Below are 20,465 nucleotides of genomic sequence, written 5' to 3' on the forward strand. Positions count from 1 at the left end.
ACAATCGAATATTACTGCACAAGAAAACCGCAGGGTGCTGAGTCGGTGGAATGACCGATCAGAGTTCCGTGCGGTTTTTTGTGCTGTGATGGATGATATGAAACGTCCTATGCGAACTCCACGCAAACGCTTGTCACGTGGAGCATGCACAGGTCTGTTATCAACCGATCACTGTTTCGTCTTGATCTGCTCCAATATAAACGGATCCTTGATTTTCCCGTCCTCCGCAAAGAGGATAATCTTCGACATGATCTCTGCTGTCTTGGGATCCTCGTCGAGGAACGGCAGGAAGAGGCGGCCGCGGTGCTGACTGTGGACGGGCAGGACGTTCACCATTGCGCCCGCCTTCTGCTGCACGATGCCGCTGCCGAGGTGGACGGTATAGTCGCCGAGCGTTCCGTGGATATGTGCGTGCGTGCCATCGAGACGGACGTTGTCGAGCTTAAAGAGCGGCAGATTGAACTGCACGATGGCGCGGCGCATCTCGATGGTCGAGTGGCTTGCCTCGGGGTCGACGCCGCCGACGTGCGCGACGGAGACGACGAGATCGACATCGCGCATGACCTCGGTGAAGATGAGGTCGGGCACATCGTCGATCGGCAGTTTCTTGAACGTCTTGCGGTCGAAGAAGTCCACCCATTCGAGCGTCGGTGCTTCGATGTCGGCGGGCGAGAACCAGTCGGCGAGCGCGTAGATACGCGCGATGATGTTTGCCTTGTAGTAAACGCGCTGCAGTCCGTCCGTGCCATCGACGACCCAGCGGCGCGTCTTGAGCAGCGCGACGGTCTTCGCGGGCTGGATCTGGTGTCCCGCATACCGCAGGCTCGTCTCCTTGCCGCGTTCGTCCACCGTCTTGACGTAGAGCTCGCGGAATACCTGCTTGAACGGCTGACGGATGCCCTTTTCAAAGAGATATGCCTGATACGCCGCCCATGTGCCGCTCTCATAGAGATCAAGCGCGTGGGCGATTTTCACTTCCGCATCCGCTGCGACCTCTGTGCGTGTGCCGTCGGGCGTGACGAGTGCGCCGCCCTCGTAAAAGCCGAATGCCGTGTCCGATTTGAAGACGAGTACACGCAAGAGAGGAGCGATGACAGGATTGTGCTCCATGACGTTTGCAATCTCACGGGCGAGCAGCGGCGTGCCGTCCTCCATCATCTCCTCGAGCATCTTCCGCGTACGGCGGTACTGCTCCTTCAGATTCGTCTCCGCTTCCTTCAGTTCGAGCACGTAGGCATTCTTCTTCAGCTTTGCGGGGATGGATTTCAGCTCCTTGCCGCCCTTTGCGCACACGAGGCTTACCTTGCCGTCCTCCGCCACGCGCAGCCACAGCTCCGTGTCCTCGACCGCCTTGGGTGCAAAGTGGGCGGCGTGCGTCTTGATGAGCTCCGTCTCCGCCGTCCACACGAGGCGCGTCACGTCGTCAAAGCCGCAGGCGCGGGCGAGGTTCGAGAGGGCGATCTCGACCGCCTTTGCCTCGCTCGCGCGGCGCTGTGCGCCGAACTGCCTGCTCTCCTTGAGGAAGTTTTGCAAGAATGTGTAGCGCTCGAGCATATCCTTTTCCCGTGCGCGTTTGAGGGGGATCAGCCCGCAGCACAGGACGAGATCCTTGTTGCGCTTCGCCGCGATCTCCTTCTCCACGTCTGCGAGTTTCATCATGCCGCGCACGGCGTCGGCGAATTTGCGCGCCCGTGCGTGCTTCGCACCGTCGGAGATGTACTTTGCGGCATCGTAGAGACACTCGAAATGCGCCTTGCCGAGCTCCTTGTAGGCTGCGTTGAACCAGTCGATGTCAAACGCGCCCTCCTTCAGATCCTCGACGGCGATCGGGGTGTACTTTGCGATCATGCTCTCGCGATCCTTTGGGATGTCGCTCATGTGCGCCTGGAAGTAGTAACAGCCGCTTGCCATGCCGCGCCAGCCGAGGTGTGCCTCGATGAGCGGAATCCACTGCGGTGCGTACATCGCCGCCTCGACGAGCCGCTGCTCCGTGATGCCGCTTCCCGAGAGAGCCGTCTTCAGCTCCGCCGCTGTCTCGTCCGCGCGCGGGTGGCTGACCTTCAGCAGGTGACTGAGCGTCGATGCCTTCGCCTCGTTTGCCCCGTAGTACCAGCTGCCGCGGTCGAGCTTCAGTGCGCCGAGTGCCTGCAGGATGCGCACGAACGTATCCATGCCCTCGACGCGCACGATGCTTGCGACTGCGGCGGAGTGAAGCGCGGGGGTGTCACCGCGCCGCAGCTCTGCCGTGACGATGCAGTCGATGACATGCTGCCCTTCGTCCCGTACAAAGACGAGGACATCCTCCGTCTGTGCGCCGCGGAAATCTGTGTCCTTTGGGTCGGGGAGAGCACCGCTGCGATAGCGTTCGAGCACATGTATGCGATTCTTTTCCACTGCTTTTTGTTTGCGTGCAGCGTCCTCGCTCATCCCGTCCGCCTGCACGCCGAGGAGCATCTTGTAGAACGCGTCCTTCTCCACCATGCCGAGGATCTGCGCCTGCGCGTGCTCGATGATGCCGACCATGCCGGACTCCGGCTCTTGCTCCGTGCGCAGCAGCTGTGCTTCGAGCCGCTCCATCATGCGGTACCGCAGGGCGTAGGACTGTGCGAATTCCGCCGCACCCTGATAGCGCCGTGCGCCGTGCAGCGCGGTCTGCATGAGCGCGGTATGGTGCATGATCTGGCGCGTGTTCCCTGTGCGCCACTGGTTTTTGTACTCCACGAGAAAGAGGTTTTCGTCAAAGCAGTCGTAGGCACGGCTCATCAGCAGCAGCCCTGCGGCAAAGATGAATGGGCGGTTCTCCTCCGCATATGTCTCATAGAGCACGCGAATGACATTTTTCCCCGTCTGCCGTCCGACGTAACCCTCGCCGAAGTAACTCAGCTTCTGCGCGGCAAGGGCGGCGGGGAACGCCGTCCAGTCCCGCTCTGCAATGCGCGTCAGACCCTCGGCGAAGAATTCGTCCTCCGCCTTCGGCATACGGAGCGCGATGGCGAGCTGATAGAGCGTGGGGAAGTCCTTGATTTCGCTCCGGTAGAACTCCTCCCAGACCTCAGCAAGCGGATAGTATTTGATATGATCGGGCGCGTCTTTTGCGTGCTCTGCGTCTGCCCGTTCGTAATAGCCCGCCGAAAGCGTCGTCTCCTCTCTGCCGATCCAGCGTGCCTTGTACTCGTAGTCCTCATGTTTCGTATAGAGTGCGTTCAGCCTCGTGACGATGGCAAGCAGCTCCTCGTCCGTGCGCGGGAATATGTCTTTGAGCGTGAGTGTGTTGACAACGTGGACGGTATTTGTCGCTGCATCGTAGCCGCCCGCTGACGGCGTTTCTTTCGCGCCCGTGAGACGATTCAGCAGGCCGCGGATGCCGCCCGCTTTCTCCGCATACTGGATCTCGATGGCAAAGTCCGGCGTGTATGCTGCGTCGAACAGCGCCTGCTCCTGTGCGTCTGCACCCGCGCTGCTCGACAGCTCGTCGATCAGTACCTGCTCGTCCGAGGTGGGCTTTTGGATGCCGCGTGCGAGGGAGAGCAGCTCCTCCTGTGCCATGCGCCCGTCCGCCTTGCAGCGCAGGAGGAGGTCGAGTGCACCGAGGCGTTTGTTCACGTCCTTCTGTGCGAGGAGATCTGCGATGCTGGTGCGGAGCAATTCGTCCTCCTGCGTGTAGAGGAGGTCGAGCACCGTGCGGCGCGTCTTTGCGGTCTTTAGGCGCAGCAGGGCGGCGATCTCTGTGCGGTGGCGCGGCACGAAGTCCGCAGCCGCCACGGTCGCCGTATCTTTTTTGAGGAGGATTGCTTCCGCCGTCTCGGGGGCGAGGCGCAGGAGGTCGAGAAGCGATGCCTCCTGTGCCGCACTCAGCGGTGTCTTGAGGAAGAGCCGCGCAGCGCGCTGCCCCGTGTAGCAGACGGGGAGGATGGGCGCGACGCGATCCGTCAGCGCAGTGCCGGCGCAGAGGGCAGTGAGCACCATCGCATTGGACAGTGCTTCCTTCGTCAGCGTCACATCGTACCACGGGAAGATGCACGCAGGGTACTTCTCCTCCTTGCGCTTCATTCGGTCGAGGGCACGTGCACAGAGGTCAAAGAAACGCGTGGCTTCCTCCGCATCTGCGAAATACGTCGTCGCATCGAATTGCTTGACGAAGTCGTCGAGATCCCGCAGGATGTAGAAATCGCCCGTCATGTAGGACAGGTAGCAGGCGATTTTCTTCATGTCCGCCGCACTGAGCTCCGCGTCCGTGATGCCAAGGAGAACGCGCTTTGCAATGCGCCGCTCCTGTGCACCGTCCTGCAGGGCATGCAGGAAGTACGAGACGAGCAGGACGGAGTGCGGCCGTCCCTCCTCGATGATCGCCTCCATGCCGGCGATGAGCTGCGTGAGGTCATGCACGCCCTTGCTCCACAACCCGACCATCGCCTCGACATTGTCCTCACTGTGAAGGAGTGTGTCTGCCTCCGCAGGATCGCGCAGCACGCGCATCATGAGCGCGAGGAGCTTCTTGTCCACACGCTCGCTGTCCGTGCCGATGCCGATGGTCGTTGCGATCGCGCGGCGCACGGACGAGAAGCGGATGAGGTTGTGCTCCTCGATGATGCCCATGATATAGACGAAGTGCTCCTGCCGCCCGCAGTCCATTGTCTCGCAGATCGCCTGCCGCAGTCCCTCCTGCAGTTTTCCCGCGAGGAGGAGTTTGCCGACGAGTTCCACGAGCTCTGTACTGCGTGACTTGAAGATGGCGCGGAAAATATCGTAGGTGAGTACGTTCGTGTTGTTCTCACTGAGGAGTATATCGCGGATGATGGCGATCGTCTCTGCGTCCCCACGGTCGATCCATACGGCGATCTGCTCGGGCGGGAGGAAGCTGCTGCCGTACCTCTCCACATCGTACTCTCTGCGCAGGAGCTGCAGGAAGTTCTTCCCTAAGGCGTACTCGCGCACAAGCTGCTCGATCAGATTCCAAATGCGGCCGACGTGCTGATGGTAGTCGCTCGAGCGGACGAGACGGCGGTAGTAGCGGTTCGTATAGGGATAGGCGGCGAGGCTGTGCGCCATATCGACGAGATCCCTCCGCAGATCCTCGCCCATCATCAGGTCAAAGGCGGGGTAGAGCGCGGGCGGCAGTACGTCATCATCGACCGTGCAGACTACGCCCTTCTTGTTGCGGCGGAAGTTTGCCACGCCGATGTCCCAGTCGTAGTCCGGTTCTCCCTTCTCGTCCGTACGGAAAAAGAGAAAGTTGAGCAGCTTTTGGCTCTGCGGGTTCAGCGCATCAAACCCTGCCTTCAGCCGCTCGATATAGCGTGTCATTTCCTCATCGCGCAGATAGTAACTGATCATCGTATTCCTCCATCGGGTTTACCACATGGCACTATGATAAAAGTTACGGACAAAAGAAAATGCAGTACTCCTAAGCAAACCCTAGTGGAGCAAGCGGCGTAGAGTGTGCGACCCGCCCCCTGCGGATTTTAATCGTTCAAGCGCAGCGCGTTTGGAATCCGCAGGTATTGGGGAATCACGAACGCAATGATGCTGTTCAGATTGGTGCGGATTTTTCGTCCTATCAAGGAGATAAACCGGAAGCATAGCGGTGGCTATGCTGAGGATTTATCGACGCAGAGAGGGCGAAAAAGATGTGCCAAGATGGACAACTGAATGCGTCCGTGATTCCCTCGCGGACGAGCACACGTCCGCTTGCGTAACGAGGGTTCTGCGTGGAGTACGCATCGCGAATCCGTAACAGTTGCCATAGCCCCTACCACATACGTCCTGCAAGCATCGTCAGGCGGACAAACGTGATCTCATCGTTTTCTCGGAGTGTGATAGGCGTGTCGAGCGCGCCCCCCACTTCATCGCCGTTGATGAAGATGCGGTAGATGCCGTCCTCGAACGACTGACGTGCGTTCTCGATCGCCGCCGTGAGATCCTGCACCTGCCCGTTGTAGTCCGCGCCGAATCCGATCTTTCCGACCATGGCGGCATCCGCAATCTCCGCATTCGTCAGATAGCGGAGTGCCGTCTCGCCCGCCGTCGCCCGTTCGTTGAACCGCGCAACCTCCGCTGTAACGAATGCCGCAATCAGCTCGCCGACATCACGCACCTCCCCAATCTCATAGGGGCGCGTCTCGATGGCGTTTTTTCGCCTGCCGATGCGCTTTACATTGACCCGTACCTGCATACTGTACTCCGCTCCTCACTTTAGGAAGCACTGATAAATTCAGCACCGTCATCTTAGCGCATCTTTTGTGCCCACACTTCGTCGGCAAATCCTCCACATAGCTCTTGCTATGCGTCCGGTTTGCCTCCTAGTTCGGACGAAAAAATCTACGCCAATCTGACGGACTTCATTTTATCAGCGATTCCTTTATATATTTTCTGAATTATAGCATAGTATATATGATAACTCTGTTAAAAACAGCTTCGTGAAAGCAGTCATACCGCACTGTTTGACCACTGTGCAAAAATCTTTTATAATGAGGCCATATATCAGGACAGAAAGGATGAAATCATCAATGAGTGATATCAATGTCGAGGAGCTGATTCGTACGATGAGCGCACAGCGCGTGGAGGCGCTGCGCGCGGATCTCGCAGCGGACTTGCAGACGGCATGGGAAAAGGGCAGAGCAGCGGGCAAGGCGGAGGGCATCAGCGAGGGTGAGTTCCGCGGGCGCAAGCAGGGCGTGATCAGCGTGGCACTGAACCTCCTGCGCACGGGGGCGGATACGGCGACTGTCGCCAAGGCGGCGGAGTTACCCGAGCCGATCATCCGCAAGATTGCACAGGACAACGGCATCACACTTGCGTAGATCTGTGCGTCGGGCGCAGCAAAGGAGCGGCTATGGCATTTCCAACAGATTTTCTCTGGGGCGGCGCAGTCGCCGCAAACCAGTGTGAGGGCGCGTACAACGCGGACGGCAAGGGTATCGACATCCAGGACATTATGCCCCGTGGCATCATGGGGGTGCCAACCGCAGAGCCGACGGCGGACAATCTGAAACTGACGGCGATTGACTTCTACCATCGGTACAAGGAGGACATCGCCCTCTTTGCCGAGATGGGGTTCAAGGTCTTTCGCACGTCGATTGCGTGGAGCCGCATCTACCCGAACGGGGACGATGCCGAGCCGAACGAAGCGGGGCTGCAGTTCTACGACGACCTCTTCGACGAGTGTCGGAAATACGGCATCGAACCGCTTGTGACGATCTCGCACTACGAGACGCCGCTCCACCTCGCGAAAACATACAACGGCTGGATGAGTCACGAGCTGATCGGCTTCTACGAGCGCTATGTGCGGACGATCTTCACGCGCTATCGGGATAAAGTAAAATATTGGCTGACGTTCAACGAGATCAACTCCGTACTCCATGAGCCGCTGCTCTCGGGCGGGATTCTGACACCGAAGTCGGAGCTGTCGCTCCAAGATCTCTATCAGGCGTGTCACCATGAGTTCGTTGCCTCGGCACTTGCGACGAAGATCGGGCACGAGATCATCCCCGAGGCTCAGATCGGCTGCATGATTCTTGCGATGCCGACGTATCCTCTGACCCCCGCGCCCGATGACATGATCGCCGTCATGCGGGCGGAGCATTTTAACGATTTCTTCGGCGATATGCATGTGCGTGGCGTGTATCCCGGCTATATGAACCGCTATTTCCGCGAGAACGGCATCGAGATCCGTGCGACGGAGGAGGAGCTGCGGCTGCTGCGGGAGCATACGGTGGACTTCGTCTCGTTCAGTTACTACGTCAGCATCTGCGAGGGTGCGGGCGGTACGGCGGGCGGCGGCAATCTCCTCGGTGGGAAAAAGAATCCGCACCTTACGGCGAGCGAGTGGGGCTGGCAGATCGACCCGCAGGGGCTGCGCTATGTGCTCAATCGCTACTATGACCGCTGGCAGAAGCCGCTCTTTATTGTCGAGAACGGGCTGGGCGCAAAGGACGAGCTCGTCTCGGATGGCGCGGGCGGTATGACGGTTGCGGACGACTACCGCATCGACTATCTGAACGATCATCTCGTGCAGGTGGAGGAGGCGATCGCCGACGGCGTGCCCGTCATGGGCTATACGACGTGGGGCTGCATCGACCTCGTGAGCGCGTCGACGGCGCAGATGTCAAAACGCTACGGCTTCATCTACGTCGACCGCAATGACGACGGGTCGGGGACGCTCGCGCGATACCGCAAGAAATCGTTTCACTGGTATCGGGACGTGATCGCGACAAACGGGGGATGTTTGAAGCGGTGCGTTAAGGAATCGCTGATAAAATAGACCTTCCGATTGGTGTAGAACCGCATCACACTCGAAGTTCGAATTGCAGGCCGAACAATCGTATCGATTCATGCGCGGAGCTGACATTGGGGTGCTGCTGTACGGTTCTTTCGTGCAGCAGTGCCTTTTTCTTAGGAGATGGTTTGTTTGATTTTGAATCAGCTGAAAGCTTTTTTTGATTTGCGCGGCGACACTGCATCGATCCAGGAAATTACAGAGCGAATCAACGCCGGCGTGCGATTCAGGGGAACGAATCTCAGTGTCCTGATACTGGCGATTTTTATTGCCTCCATCGGTCTCAATATGAATAGTACGGCAGTCATTATCGGAGCGATGCTGATCTCGCCGTTGATGGGGTCGATCCTTGGGATTGGCTATGGGCTTGCCCGTTATGACAGCGCGTATATACGTTCCGGTGCAGGTAATCTATTCGCCCAAGTGCTTATTTCAGTTGCTGCATCGACGCTTTATTTTTGCCTCACGCCGATCGATGCCCCCTCTTCGGCGCTGCTTGCACGGACATCGCCGACCATCTGGGACGTTTTGATTGCTGTCTTTGGCGGCCTCGCAGGCATCATCGGTGTAACCCGCAAAGAGGGCGGGAATGTCATCCCCGGTGTTGCGATTGCGACGGCGCTGATGCCTCCTCTCTGTACTGCGGGGTATGGGATTGCGACGGGCGTGACGGCGTACACCGTGGGCGCTCTCTACCTGTTCTTTATCAACAGTTTCTTTATCTGTCTGACGGCATTCATCGTCCTGAAAATCATCGATATCCCCTCGAAGATTGCGCGGGATTCTGTCGAATTTTCAAGACAGAAACGTTATTTGCTGACCTTTGCCATACTGGTCACGCTGCCCAGCTGTTTCTTTGCGTATCAGAGCGTGCAGGAAAATCTGGAGAACGCGCAGGCGAAGAGCTATATCGAAGAGAATTTCAAAGCACCGCCCCGTCTGGCAATCTCCTATACGTTGGACAACGAGAAGAAAATGCTGACGGTATTTACGGTTGCAGGAATAGCGGAGGACGACTTGGCGGCATTGACGGAGAAGCTGCATGAAAAGAAATACCTCAGGCCGTTCCGGTTGGAGGTGTTTTCTGCGGAAACGACGGAAGAGAGAGAAAAGATGGAGGCGATGATCAATCAAAGACTCAGCGAGGTTGAAAAAAGAGCGATCCCCTCTGTGCAGGAACAGCAGACTGTGACGGCACTCAAGTCAGCCCGCGAGGAAAGCGAGAAGCAGGGAGCTTACATCTTGGATTGGAATCGTGAGGCTCGTATCGTATTTCCGCAAATCTCCCGCATCGCCGTCGGGAGCGTGCAAGCCCCTGCCGGGACTGGGGATAAATCGGCTGCTCTGAGTGAAACGCAAATTGCGTTCATATATCTGCAATCGGATATGGACGAAGCATCGCGTGCTCGCTTGACCGAATGGATTTCGGACAAAGCAAAGAACCGTGTAGAGGTGCACTTCCTTCCTGAAGTTCCGCCAGCAGAGGCAAAAAAGGGATTGTAAGGAATCGCTGATAAAATGAAGCCCGTCAGATTGGCGTAGATTTTTTCGTCCGGACTAGGAGGCAAACCGGATGCATAGCAAGGGCTATGTGGAGGATTTGCCGACGAAGTACGGGCAAAAAAGATGCGCTAAGATGGCGGGCTGAATTTATCAGTGCTTCCGCAATCCGTGGCTGAGCGCGCGCTATGCACATCGTGTGGCCGAATCGGAAATAAGAAGTAAGAGTAATTGCAAACGGGATAGAAAAATTGTATGTAGAAAAAAACTTGTCACCCTTTCGAACCTTGTGATAAAATGAACAAAGTCGTGCGCGGCGGTGGCTGTGGTTCCGCCCGCAAATTTTGATTCGGTAAAGGAGGCGCTTATATGGAAACGTTGGCCGCGATAATTTTTGTTGTAATGTACATGGTGATCGTCTCGGAAAAGATTCACCGTACGGTTGCCGCGATGATCGGTGCAGTGCTCATGATGCTGCTCGGCATCCTCTCGCAGGAGGTTGCACTGCATCATGTGGACTTTGAGACGCTCGGCCTCTTGGTCGGCATGATGGTACTTGTCGGTGTGACGAAGGAGACGGGGCTGTTCGACTACGTGGCGATCAAGGCGGCGAAATCTGCAAAGGCGGAGCCGCGCCGCATTCTCGTCTATCTCTGTCTGATTACGGCGCTGTTCTCGGCGTTCCTCGACAACGTGACGACCGTGCTGCTCATGGTGCCCGTGACGTTCAGCATCACGAAGATCCTGAAACTCGACCCCATGCCCTACCTCCTGACGCAGATCATTGCGTCGAACATCGGCGGTACGGCAACGCTGATCGGCGACCCGCCGAACATCATGATCGGCAGTGCGGTCAAGGAACTCACCTTCGTCATGTTCATCGAGCATCTCGCGCCCATCGCGATCATCTGCATGCTCGTTGTCATGTTCATCATGTCTGCGATCTACCGCAAGAGCCTCGTCACAACCCCCGAGCTGCAGGCGGAACTGATGCAGATGGACGAAAAAGCTGCAATCACGGATCACAGCCTGCTGAAGCGCTCGCTCTTCGTGCTCGGGCTGACGATACTAGGATTTTTCACACACTCTTTCACCCATATTGAATCTTCGTTGATCGCGCTGACGGGCGGCTTCCTGCTGCTCCTCCTCGCGGGCGGCAGTGAGCATCTCGTTGAAAAGGCGATGCACTCGGTCGAGTGGCCGACGATCTTCTTCTTCATCGGACTCTTTATCGCCGTCGGCGGCCTCATCGAGGTCGGCATTATTGCGCAGCTCGCGGAGACGGCAGTGGAGACGACGGGCGGCGATCTGACGGCGACGGCGCTCCTCATCCTCTGGATGAGCGCGATCATCTCGTCCGTGCTCGACAATATCCCGTTTGTTGCGACGATGATTCCGCTCATTCAGAACATGGGCGCAATGGGCATCGAGAACCTCGAGCCGCTCTGGTGGTCGCTCGCGCTCGGCGCGTGTCTCGGCGGCAACGGCACGCTTGTCGGCGCGTCGGCGAACCTCATTGTCGCGGGCATGGCGGCGGAGCGCGGCGTGCACATCAGCTTCATTCGCTACTTCAAGATCGGCTTCCCACTCATGCTGCTCACGATCGTTCTCTCGACGGTCTACGTGTACCTGCGGTATTTGATATAAATTCTTTGCAGGAAAAAGCCTGCGCGAGGGCGAATCAAACTCTATAAGAAATGTGTGAAGGCACCGACACAGTTTCGGTGTCTTTTTTATTCGGAGAGAAGTTATGTTCATACTTGCGTCTGCGTCGCCGCGCCGCCGTGCGCTCCTGCGGCAGATCGGGGCGTCGTTCGTCTCGATTACGCCCGCCGTCGATGAGGTGAATGATGGGGAGCGCCCGCGCGATGCCGTGATCTGCAACGCGCTCATGAAGGCGCGCAAGGTCGCCGAGGAGTACCCCGACCACGCCGTGCTCGGAGCGGATACGGCTGTTGTGCTGAATGGCATCGCATTCGGCAAGCCAAAGGATGCAGCGGAGGCACGCCACATGCTCTCCTCGCTCGAGGGGCGGCAGCATACGGTGCTCACGGGGATTGCGTGGGTCGTGAATGGGCGGGAGTACACGGATGCAGCGGAGACCACGGTGCGCTTTGCCCCGATGACGAAGGCGGAGATCGACGCCTATGTCGCGACGGGCGAGCCGATGGGCAAGGCGGGCGCGTACGCGATTCAGGGGCGTGCGGCAATCTACATCGAGGAGCTGCACGGCTCGTTCTCGAACGTGGTCGGCTTGCCGCTCCACGCCGTTGCGGCGCTTGCACGTACGGCGGGGGTCACGATGGAGGATGGCGATGAATCTGCGTGATCTGCCAGCGGGCGAGCTGCCACGTGAGCGCCTGATTGCGCGCGGCGCAGAGGCGCTCAGCGATACAGAGCTGCTCGCAATCCTCCTGCGCACGGGGCGCGCGGGCGAGAATGTACTGGAACTTGCGCGCGGCATTGCTGCGCGTTTTCGCGAGACGGGGCTGCACGAGATCCTCGCGATGCCCTGTGCCGAGTTTGCGCGCATACCGGGCATCGGCACGGCAAAGGCGGCGACCGTGCTCGCCGCGCTCGAACTCGGACGGCGCGCACAGCAGACGGCGAAGCGCCGCCCGCGCATCCGCGAGGGGGCAGACGTGGCGGAGTTGCTGCGCCCACGCTTTCGCGCGGAGAAGCGCGAGCATTTCCTCGTGCTGCCGCTCAGCGCAAAGAACGAGGTGCTGATGGTCGCGGATGTGTCCGTGGGCACGCTCACGAATGCGCTTGTGCACCCACGTGAGGTGTTCGAGCCACCGATTCGCTGCGGCGCGGCGCATATCATCCTCGCGCACAACCATCCGAGCGGCGACCCTGCACCGAGCGCAGAGGATCACCGCCTCACGCGCGTGCTCAAGGATGCGGGCGCACTCCTCGGCATCCCCGTGACGGATCACGTCATCATCGGGGGAGACGGCTTTTTCAGCTTTGCGGAGGAAGGTGTGCTGTAATCAATACTTTTTTTGAAAAGAGAGAGGAATTCACCCCTCAATCATCGAAATATACTGATACCTTAGGAAATCTTTCTTGTTAAAACGTGATTAGGAGGGATTATGATGAGTGCGATCAAAAAGATCCTCGTTCCGGTCGATGGGTCGGTCAACGGCTGCAAGGCGGTCGATGAGGCGATCTTCTTCGCGGAGAAATGCGACGCAGAGCTCGACTTCGTCTACGTTGCGAGCAACATCAACAAGGACATTCCGAGCCATATCGTCTTTGACCGCATCTGGGAAAAGCTCTCGGGCGACCGCAAGGCGCGCAAGCACGTCAAGAGTGGGCATATCGCTAAGAGCATTCTCGAAGTTGCGGACGAAGAGGGCAGCGACATGATTATCATGGGCAGCCGCGGGCTTGGTCTCCTCAAGGGCGTGCTCATCGGCAGCGTCAGCCAGAAGGTGATCGAGGAGGCCAAGATCCCCGTCATGGTCATCAAGTAGCGGGAGGTGTCGTCCTTGACCGTTCGAGAGCGGCTTGAGGCGCAGGAGGATGCACTCCTCTCTCCACTGGCGGCGCGGAGCAAAGACGCAAAGCGCAGCCATCCGATGGAGGAGTGCCCCTTCCGCACGAAGTTCCAGCGCGACCGCGACCGCATTCTGCACTCGAAATCATTTCGTCGGCTCAAGCACAAGACGCAGGTCTACATTGTCGCGGGCGACCACTACCGCACGCGCATGACGCATACGCTCGAGGTGGCGCAGATCTCGCGCACGATTGCGCGCGGGCTCATGTTGAACGAGGATCTGACGGAAGCGATCGCGCTCGGTCACGATGTCGGACACACGCCGTTCGGACACGCGGGTGAGGCGGTTGTGGAGGAGATCACGGGGCATTTTGCCCACAACGAGCAGAGCCTGCGCATGGTCGAGATCCTCGAACGCGGCGGGCGCGGGCTAAACCTTACGAGTGCGGTACGCGACGGCATCCTGAACCATACGGGCAAGGGCGTGCCGACGACATTCGAGGGGCGGATTGTGCGCATTGCCGACCGCATTGCTTACCTCTGCCATGACTACGACGACAGCATCCGTGCGGGGCTTCTGACGCCCGAAGAGCTGCCCACCGAGGTGCGCGACGCATTTGGTACGGATACGTCCGCGATGATTACGAGCATGGTGTCGGATATGATTGTCACCTCGGAGGCGCGCGGCGACGCGGCACTCTCGGATGAGGTGCAGCACGTCATGGACACGTTCCGCGCCTTTATGTTCGAGCATATCTACCACTCCAAGACGCTCGCGCACGAGCGCGCACAGGCGGGCTTTGTTCTGCGTGCCCTCATGGATCATTTCACCGTGTATTTCCACACGCTTCCGCCCGAGTTTATCGCGCGCGAGGAGCGCTGGGGTCGCGAGCAGTGCGTCGTGGACTATGTGGCGGGGCTGACGGACAGCTATGCCGTCGCGCTCTTCCGCGAGATCTACATCCCGCCCGTGGATCAGATGACAATCAAACCAATATAAAGGAGAAACTATGCGTGACCCGAGGATGGAGGCCTTTGTGCAGCAGGTGCGCGCGCAGACCGACATCCTTGCCGTCGTGCAGGGCTATGTCCCGCTGAAGCGCAAGGGTAACCGCTACTGGGGCTGCTGCCCTTTCCACAACGAAAAGACTGCGTCGTTCTCCGTTGTGCCCGCCGACGGCTTCTTCTACTGCTTCGGCTGCCACGCGGGCGGCGACGCGTTCAAATTCATCTCGCTCATGGAGCACATCACGCCGTTCGAGGCGATCCTGCGGCAGGCGGAGCAGCTCGGCATCGAAAAGCCGGAGCAAAAGCGTGACCCGCGCGAGGAGGCACGCCTGCGTGAACTGGACGACCTGCGCAAGGTGAATGCGCTCGCGCGCGACTTCTTTCATAACTGTCTCACCGTGACGCGCTACGGCGCGGCGGGCAAGGCATATCTCGCGGGGCGCGGCATTACGGACGAGGCGATTGTACGCTACGGCATCGGCTTTGCGCCCGATGCGTGGTCGAAGCTCTCCGATGCGTTCCGAAAGCGTGGCATATCGGAGCATATTCTCGTAACGGCGGGACTTGCCGTGAGGCGTGAGCGCGGTGAGGGCGTCTATGACCGCTTCCGCAACCGCGTCATCATCCCGATCGCGGATGAGCGCGGGCGCATTGTCGCCTTTGGCGGGCGCGCGCTCGGCGACGCGCAGCCGAAGTATCTCAATACGGCGGAGACACCCGTATTCAACAAACGCAAGCTTCTCTTCGGACTCGACCGCGCACACCGCGCGATTGCGAGCGAGGGCGCGGCGATTGTCGTCGAGGGCTATATGGACGCAATTGCCGCTTGGGAGGCGGGGGTTCAGAACGTCGTCGCGACGCTCGGCACCTCGTTCACGAGCGACCATGCAACGCTGCTCCTGCGCCGTGCGCCGCGCATCGTCTTCTGCTACGACAGTGATGCGGCGGGACAGGAGGCGACACTGCGCGCTCTCGCAGCCGTGCGCGGACGTGCGGCAGAGGTGCGCGTGCTCCTCCTGCCGGACGGCAAAGATCCCGACGAGTATGTCCGCACGCACGGCGCGGAGGCGTTCCGCGCGCTCGTGGAGACGGCTGTTCCTGCCCCCGCGTTTCGTCTGCGCCACGTGCGCAGCCATATGACGGACAGCGTGGAGGGACGGCGTGCCGCTCTTCGGGAGATGCTGCCCGTGCTTGCGGAGCTGGACGAGATCACGCGTGCTGCCTACGTGCGGCAGACGGCGACGGAACTCTTCTTGGACGAGGGGATTGTGACGGATGCCCTGCGCCGCTTTCTGCGGCAGGGGGCTGCGGAGCCACTACAGAACACTGCGCCGCAGCGCATGGCCGTGCGACAGGGAGACGATGCTCTGCGGCGCGCGGGGCGCGAGATTATTGCGGCAATTTGGCGAGATCCTGCGCTTCTCACCGAAATTTTATCTTCCATTCCGATGGAGGATTTTCCCGATGAATTCATCGCCGGACTGCTCCGTGCGATGGCGGCGCATCTCGATGCGGGCGGTGTCCTGGATGCGGACTTTATCGCTGCACAGCCTACAGCGGCGGGGGATGAGCTCACACGCGCCATCGTCGAGGAGGGGCGTACGGAGGCCTCCTATCAGGAGGCTCTGGGGACGCTCCGACGTAGTTATTTGACGCATGCACTTGCACGGCATACGCGCCGCGCTGAGGAGATGATGCAAGAAGGAAAAGAGGGATACATTGACGAATTAAACGAAGTGAAGAAAATACAGGATGAGATTGCCCGTGAAAATTTGCACGAATAAATACGCGCACTTTAGTGCTCGAACCTTTATAGCGATATACTAAATGATAGATTTTATTAGATAATACTACAAACTGAAAGGAGGGGGCAAAATGCAGACAGCAACAGCGCGGATCGAACGAGATGAAATGACTGGAATGGGAAATATCAGCGAGCTTGTGGCAAAGGGAAAGTCGAACGGCGGAACACTGACCTGCGGTGAATTTATCGAAACATTCAGCATATGGAATATGACCCCCGACGATATGGATGGGCTCTATCAGCGCCTCAGCGACGAGAGCATCGAGATCGTGGACGATACGGCGGTCGGCGAGAGCAGCGATGATGACGTGCTCGAGCCGGTGGATGACATTGACAAGGACGAGGAGGAAATCGAGATCGACCTCAGCGTCCCTGAGGGGGTCGCGCTGGACGATCCTGTCCGCATGTACCTCAAGGAGATCGGTCGCGTGCCACTTCTGACGGCAGAGGAGGAGGTTGAGCTTGCGCAGCGCATGGAGGCGGGCGACGAGACTGCGCGCCATCGGCTCGAGGAGGCAAATCTGCGCCTTGTCGTGAGCATCGCCAAGCGCTATGTCGGCCGCGGCATGCTCTTTCTCGACCTGATACAGGAGGGCAACCTCGGACTCCTCAAGGCGGTTGAAAAATTCGACTACAGCAAGGGCTACAAGTTCAGCACGTATGCAACGTGGTGGATTAGGCAGGCGATTACGCGTGCGATTGCCGATCAGGCACGCACGATCCGCATCCCTGTCCACATGGTCGAGACGATCAACAAGTACATACGCATTTCGCGGCAGCTCCTGCAGGAACTCGGGCGCGATCCCACACCCGACGAGGTAGCAAAGCATATGGGGCTGAATACGGCGCGCGTGCGTGAGATCATGAAGATCGCGCAGGAGCCCGTTTCGCTCGAGACCCCGATCGGCGAGGAGGAGGACTCCCATCTCGGCGACTTTATCGAGGATGAGGCGGCGCTTGACCCCGCAGATGCAGCCTCGATGATGTTGCTCAAGGAGCAGATTGCCGACGTGCTGAAGACACTTGCGCCGCGTGAGGCGGAGGTTCTGCGTCTGCGCTTCGGGCTTGAGGACGGTCGTTCGCGCACGCTCGAGGAGGTCGGGCAGAGCTTCGGTGTGACGCGTGAGCGCATCCGACAGATCGAGGCGAAGGCGCTCAGGAAGCTGCGGCACCCCGTGCGGCTGCGCAAGTTGCAGGGAAACATTGATCTTTGAGGTGTGGTTTGCCTCACAAATAAACGATAGGAGGACAGCGTTATGACAGAGGGGACGGAGCAGCCAAAAGCGCCGGGCGCCGACATCATTGAACGCCTGCTTGCCAAGGGCAAGAAGAACGGCGGGACGCTGACATATGGCGAGCTCATTGACGCACTGCAAAAACAGGATATGTCCCCCGACGAAATGGACGATATGTACCAGCGCTTCAGCGACGAGGGTGTTGAGATCGTCGATGATGTGCCGGGTGCGACGGTGGAAGAACCCGTGGACGATGATCCGCCCGAGAAGGAAGAGGAGGTCGAGATCGACCTCACCGTGCCCGAGGGCATCTCGCTCGACGATCCTGTCCGCATGTACCTCAAGGAGATCGGTCATGTGCCGCTCCTCACGGCAGAGGAGGAGGTTGAGCTCGCTCAGCGCATGGAGGCGGGTGACGAGAGCGCACGCCATCGACTCGAGGAGGCAAATCTGCGCCTCGTTGTGAGCATCGCCAAACGCTACGTCGGACGCGGTATGCTCTTTCTCGACCTCATACAGGAGGGCAACCTTGGGCTTCTCAAGGCGGTCGAGAAATTCGACTACAGCAAGGGCTACAAGTTCAGCACGTACGCAACGTGGTGGATTCGGCAGGCGATTACGCGTGCGATTGCCGATCAGGCACGCACGATCCGCATCCCCGTGCACATGGTCGAGACGATCAACAAGCTCATCCGCATCTCACGCCAGCTCCTGCAGGAACTTGGACGTGACCCGCGCCCCGAGGAGATTGCAAAGGAGATGGGCATCAGTGTCGCACGCGTCCATGAGATCATGAAGATCGCGCAGGAGCCTGTGTCGCTTGAGACGCCGATCGGCGAGGAGGAGGACTCCCACCTCGGCGACTTCATCGAGGACGAGGCTGCGCCCGCACCCGCAGAGGCTGCGTCGTTCATGCTCCTGCGCGAGCAGCTCGAGGAGGTCTTGGAGACGCTGACCGATCGCGAGAAGAACGTCCTGCGTCTGCGCTTCGGGCTTGAGGATGGGCGTTCGCGCACCCTCGAGGAGGTCGGGCAGAGCTTCGGTGTGACGCGCGAGCGTATTCGCCAGATTGAGGCAAAGGCACTGCGCAAACTGCGCCACCCGAGCCGCAGCAAGGTGCTGCGTGACTTCTTGGAGTAGTTGACGAAGTGGGCTGAATATCGTATAATAAGCATACAAAAAGGGCACTGTCGGTAAAACGACCAGCCCCTACTTGACGAAAGAACCCCGCCGAAGTTTTCCGGACTGTGCGGCGGGGCTTCTTATTCCTTAATTGTGACGAGGATCAACAGGGTTACGAGAAGTAACGCAAGCAAATCGTAAAACGTCATAGGATCGCCCCCTCTCAGGGGCTAAGAATCGACCGCCTACCGTTGACAGTGCTTATTTTGATTCTAACACATATGTTTTGTCCGCGCAACCAACATTTTTCTTGACAGGACGGCGCGTAGCCTTTATAATACGCATGTCTGACACATTCCTCGATAGCTCAGTCGGTAGAGCGTCTGACTGTTAATCAGAATGTCACTGGTTCGAGTCCAGTTCGAGGAGCCATTTGAAACAATAGGAGTGTAACGCAGCAGTTACACTCCTTTCTTATGTCTGTGGAAAGGAGGATCTCATGCAGCTCGATGCGCGTCTCGCGGCGATTGCCGCATTCGTCCCGCACGGAACAGTGCTCGCGGACATCGGCGGCGACCACGCCTATCTCGCCGCGACCCTCGTCATGAAGGGCATTGCGCAACGCGCCGTTGTCGGCGACCTCAGTGCGGGGGCGTGTGCGGCGGCACGGCGTACCGTGGGAACGCAGCGACTCACACGCGAGATCGACGTGCGGCAGGGCGATGGGCTGTCCGTCCTCGCGCCTGGCGAGGCGGAGTCCATCGTCATCGCGGGCATGGGCGGTGCGCTCATCACAGAGATTCTCTCGGGCGCGCCCGATGTGCTCGCACGCGTGCAGACCCTGGTCCTCCAGCCCATGAACGGCGCGGCAAAGCTGCGCCGCTGGCTCTGCGAAAACGGCTGGAACATCGTGGACGAAACACTTGTGCGTGCAAACGGTCGCCTCTACGAGATCATCCGCGCCGAGCGCGGTGCATGCGAGATGCCCGACGATGTACTCCTTCATATCGGCGCAAAACTTTACGAAAAGCGCGACCCTCTCCTGCATGAGCATATTGAAGGAAAGATTGCAAAGCTCACTCGTGCCGTCGAGGGCATGAATGCCAGCGCAGCAGCGCGGCAGAGCACGGAGTATCGTGAAACGGTATCGAGATTAGCAGCACTGCGAACACTGCTGATGTTACTTTGAGAGGAGCCCCCATGCTCAGCTGTCAGCTCATCATGAACGCGCTCGAGCGCATCGCACCGCGCCGCCTCGCCGAGGACTGGGACAACCCCGGACTCCTCGTCGGCAGCTACGCGCAGAAGGTCGGACGCGTCCTTGTCGCGCTCGATGTCGATGACCGCGTCACCGAGGAAGCCATTGCGCGCGGGGCGGACATGATCGTCGCGCACCATCCCGCGATCTTTCGCGGCATGAAGCAGCTGCGCACCGACCTCCCTCTCGGGAAGCGCCTCGCCGCCCTCCTCACACACGGCATCGCCGTCGCGGCGGCGCATACGAACCTCGACGTGACGCGCGGCGGCGTCAACGACGTGCTTGCCGCGCATCTCGGACTCGAGAAACTCTCCTCCTTCGTCATTACGAGTCAGGAGGAGGGCGTGACTGAGAGCCTTGGTCGCATGGGCGTGCTCCCCGCACCCTTGGCGATTGAGGACTTCGCACGCACGGTGAAGGAGCGCCTCGGCGTCAGCCACGTCCGTCTCGCCGCCGTAGCGGCGCGCCCCGTGCGTCGCGTTGCGGTTTGCGGCGGCGCGGGTGCGGATTTCATCGACGATGCCGTGCGGCGCGGCGCGGATGTCTACGTCACGGGCGATGTGAAGTACCACGACGCGCAGCGCGCCGTGGAGCAGGGCATGCACATCATCGACGCGGGGCACTTCGGCACGGAGGTACCCGTCCTGCCTGTCCTCGCCGAACAATTACGCACGGAGCTTTCGTCCGAACGCGGAGAGATTGAGATTTTTGTCACAAACACGCAGCGAGACGTGTTCGATGTAATAATATAGAAGAAAATA

At 59.2% G+C, this 20,465-nt stretch carries 15 protein-coding genes, 1 tRNA gene and 2 pseudogenes; 15 read left to right on the forward strand and 3 right to left on the reverse strand.

Features of this window, described 5'->3' with window-relative positions; all coding sequences use genetic code 11:
- Positions 1-168: 168 nt before the first annotated feature.
- From H1B31_RS03530 to H1B31_RS11560, 3 genes and pseudogenes are all read right to left on the reverse strand, one after another.
- Positions 169-5,334: a DUF4132 domain-containing protein gene (locus H1B31_RS03530; RefSeq protein WP_185980919.1), complete on the reverse strand. Its 5,166-nt coding sequence runs from the start codon at positions 5,332-5,334 to the stop codon at positions 169-171.
- 415 nt (positions 5,335-5,749) lie between these two features.
- Positions 5,750-6,172, reverse strand: coding sequence for a hypothetical protein (locus H1B31_RS03535; RefSeq protein WP_185980920.1), 423 nt, complete (start codon positions 6,170-6,172; stop codon positions 5,750-5,752).
- Positions 6,173-6,194: 22 nt separating this feature from the next.
- Positions 6,195-6,299 (reverse strand): annotated as a pseudogene (locus tag H1B31_RS11560) (secretion protein HlyD); the annotation flags it as partial.
- Between the two features lie 207 nt (positions 6,300-6,506).
- On the opposite strand from H1B31_RS11560, the gene H1B31_RS03540 reads away from it, so the two are divergent.
- From H1B31_RS03540 to H1B31_RS03605, 15 genes and pseudogenes are all read left to right on the forward strand, one after another.
- On the forward strand, positions 6,507-6,800 hold the full coding sequence (locus tag H1B31_RS03540) for an RpnC/YadD family protein (RefSeq protein WP_185980921.1): 294 nt from the start codon (positions 6,507-6,509) through the stop codon (positions 6,798-6,800).
- 32 nt (positions 6,801-6,832) lie between these two features.
- On the forward strand, positions 6,833-8,260 hold the full coding sequence (locus tag H1B31_RS03545) for a glycoside hydrolase family 1 protein (protein WP_185980922.1): 1,428 nt from the start codon (positions 6,833-6,835) through the stop codon (positions 8,258-8,260).
- A 138-nt stretch (positions 8,261-8,398) separates the two neighbouring features.
- Positions 8,399-9,778, forward strand: a complete 1,380-nt coding sequence (locus H1B31_RS03550; RefSeq protein ID WP_185980923.1) for a DUF389 domain-containing protein — start codon at positions 8,399-8,401, stop codon at positions 9,776-9,778.
- Positions 9,779-9,836: 58 nt separating this feature from the next.
- A pseudogene (locus H1B31_RS11395) lies at positions 9,837-9,940 on the forward strand (secretion protein HlyD); the annotation flags it as partial.
- Positions 9,941-10,144: 204 nt separating this feature from the next.
- Positions 10,145-11,422, forward strand: a complete 1,278-nt coding sequence (locus tag H1B31_RS03555) for an ArsB/NhaD family transporter (protein WP_009656919.1) — start codon at positions 10,145-10,147, stop codon at positions 11,420-11,422.
- Between the two features lie 103 nt (positions 11,423-11,525).
- A complete protein-coding gene (locus tag H1B31_RS03560) occupies positions 11,526-12,104 on the forward strand; it encodes a Maf family protein (RefSeq protein WP_009656917.1) in 579 nt (192 codons plus the stop codon).
- Complete coding sequence (radC, locus tag H1B31_RS03565; RefSeq protein WP_185980924.1) at positions 12,091-12,768, forward strand: RadC family protein; 678 nt, start codon at positions 12,091-12,093, stop codon at positions 12,766-12,768. Before H1B31_RS03560 ends, radC begins: the two co-directional genes overlap by 14 nt.
- Before the next feature lie 102 nt (positions 12,769-12,870).
- The gene (locus H1B31_RS03570) at positions 12,871-13,254 is read left to right on the forward strand and encodes a universal stress protein (protein ID WP_185980925.1); all 384 of its coding nucleotides are present in this window, start codon (positions 12,871-12,873) and stop codon (positions 13,252-13,254) included.
- Positions 13,255-13,269: 15 nt separating this feature from the next.
- Complete coding sequence (locus H1B31_RS03575) at positions 13,270-14,277, forward strand: deoxyguanosinetriphosphate triphosphohydrolase (RefSeq protein ID WP_185980926.1); 1,008 nt, start codon at positions 13,270-13,272, stop codon at positions 14,275-14,277.
- Between the two features lie 10 nt (positions 14,278-14,287).
- A complete protein-coding gene (gene dnaG / locus H1B31_RS03580) occupies positions 14,288-16,069 on the forward strand; it encodes a DNA primase (RefSeq protein WP_185980927.1) in 1,782 nt (593 codons plus the stop codon).
- A gap of 91 nt (positions 16,070-16,160) precedes the next feature.
- A complete protein-coding gene (gene rpoD / locus H1B31_RS03585) occupies positions 16,161-17,303 on the forward strand; it encodes an RNA polymerase sigma factor RpoD (RefSeq protein WP_185980928.1) in 1,143 nt (380 codons plus the stop codon).
- Positions 17,304-17,345: 42 nt separating this feature from the next.
- On the forward strand, positions 17,346-18,464 hold the full coding sequence (gene rpoD, locus H1B31_RS03590; protein ID WP_185980929.1) for an RNA polymerase sigma factor RpoD: 1,119 nt from the start codon (positions 17,346-17,348) through the stop codon (positions 18,462-18,464).
- A gap of 338 nt (positions 18,465-18,802) precedes the next feature.
- A tRNA-Asn gene (locus H1B31_RS03595) sits at positions 18,803-18,878 on the forward strand.
- A 67-nt stretch (positions 18,879-18,945) separates the two neighbouring features.
- Positions 18,946-19,635: a tRNA (adenine(22)-N(1))-methyltransferase gene (locus H1B31_RS03600; protein ID WP_009440824.1), complete on the forward strand. Its 690-nt coding sequence runs from the start codon at positions 18,946-18,948 to the stop codon at positions 19,633-19,635.
- A gap of 11 nt (positions 19,636-19,646) precedes the next feature.
- Positions 19,647-20,456: a Nif3-like dinuclear metal center hexameric protein gene (locus tag H1B31_RS03605; RefSeq protein WP_185980930.1), complete on the forward strand. Its 810-nt coding sequence runs from the start codon at positions 19,647-19,649 to the stop codon at positions 20,454-20,456.
- Positions 20,457-20,465 lie beyond the last annotated feature (9 nt).

Source organism: Selenomonas timonae (genome assembly GCF_014250475.1).
GTDB lineage: Bacteria > Bacillota > Negativicutes > Selenomonadales > Selenomonadaceae > Centipeda > Centipeda timonae.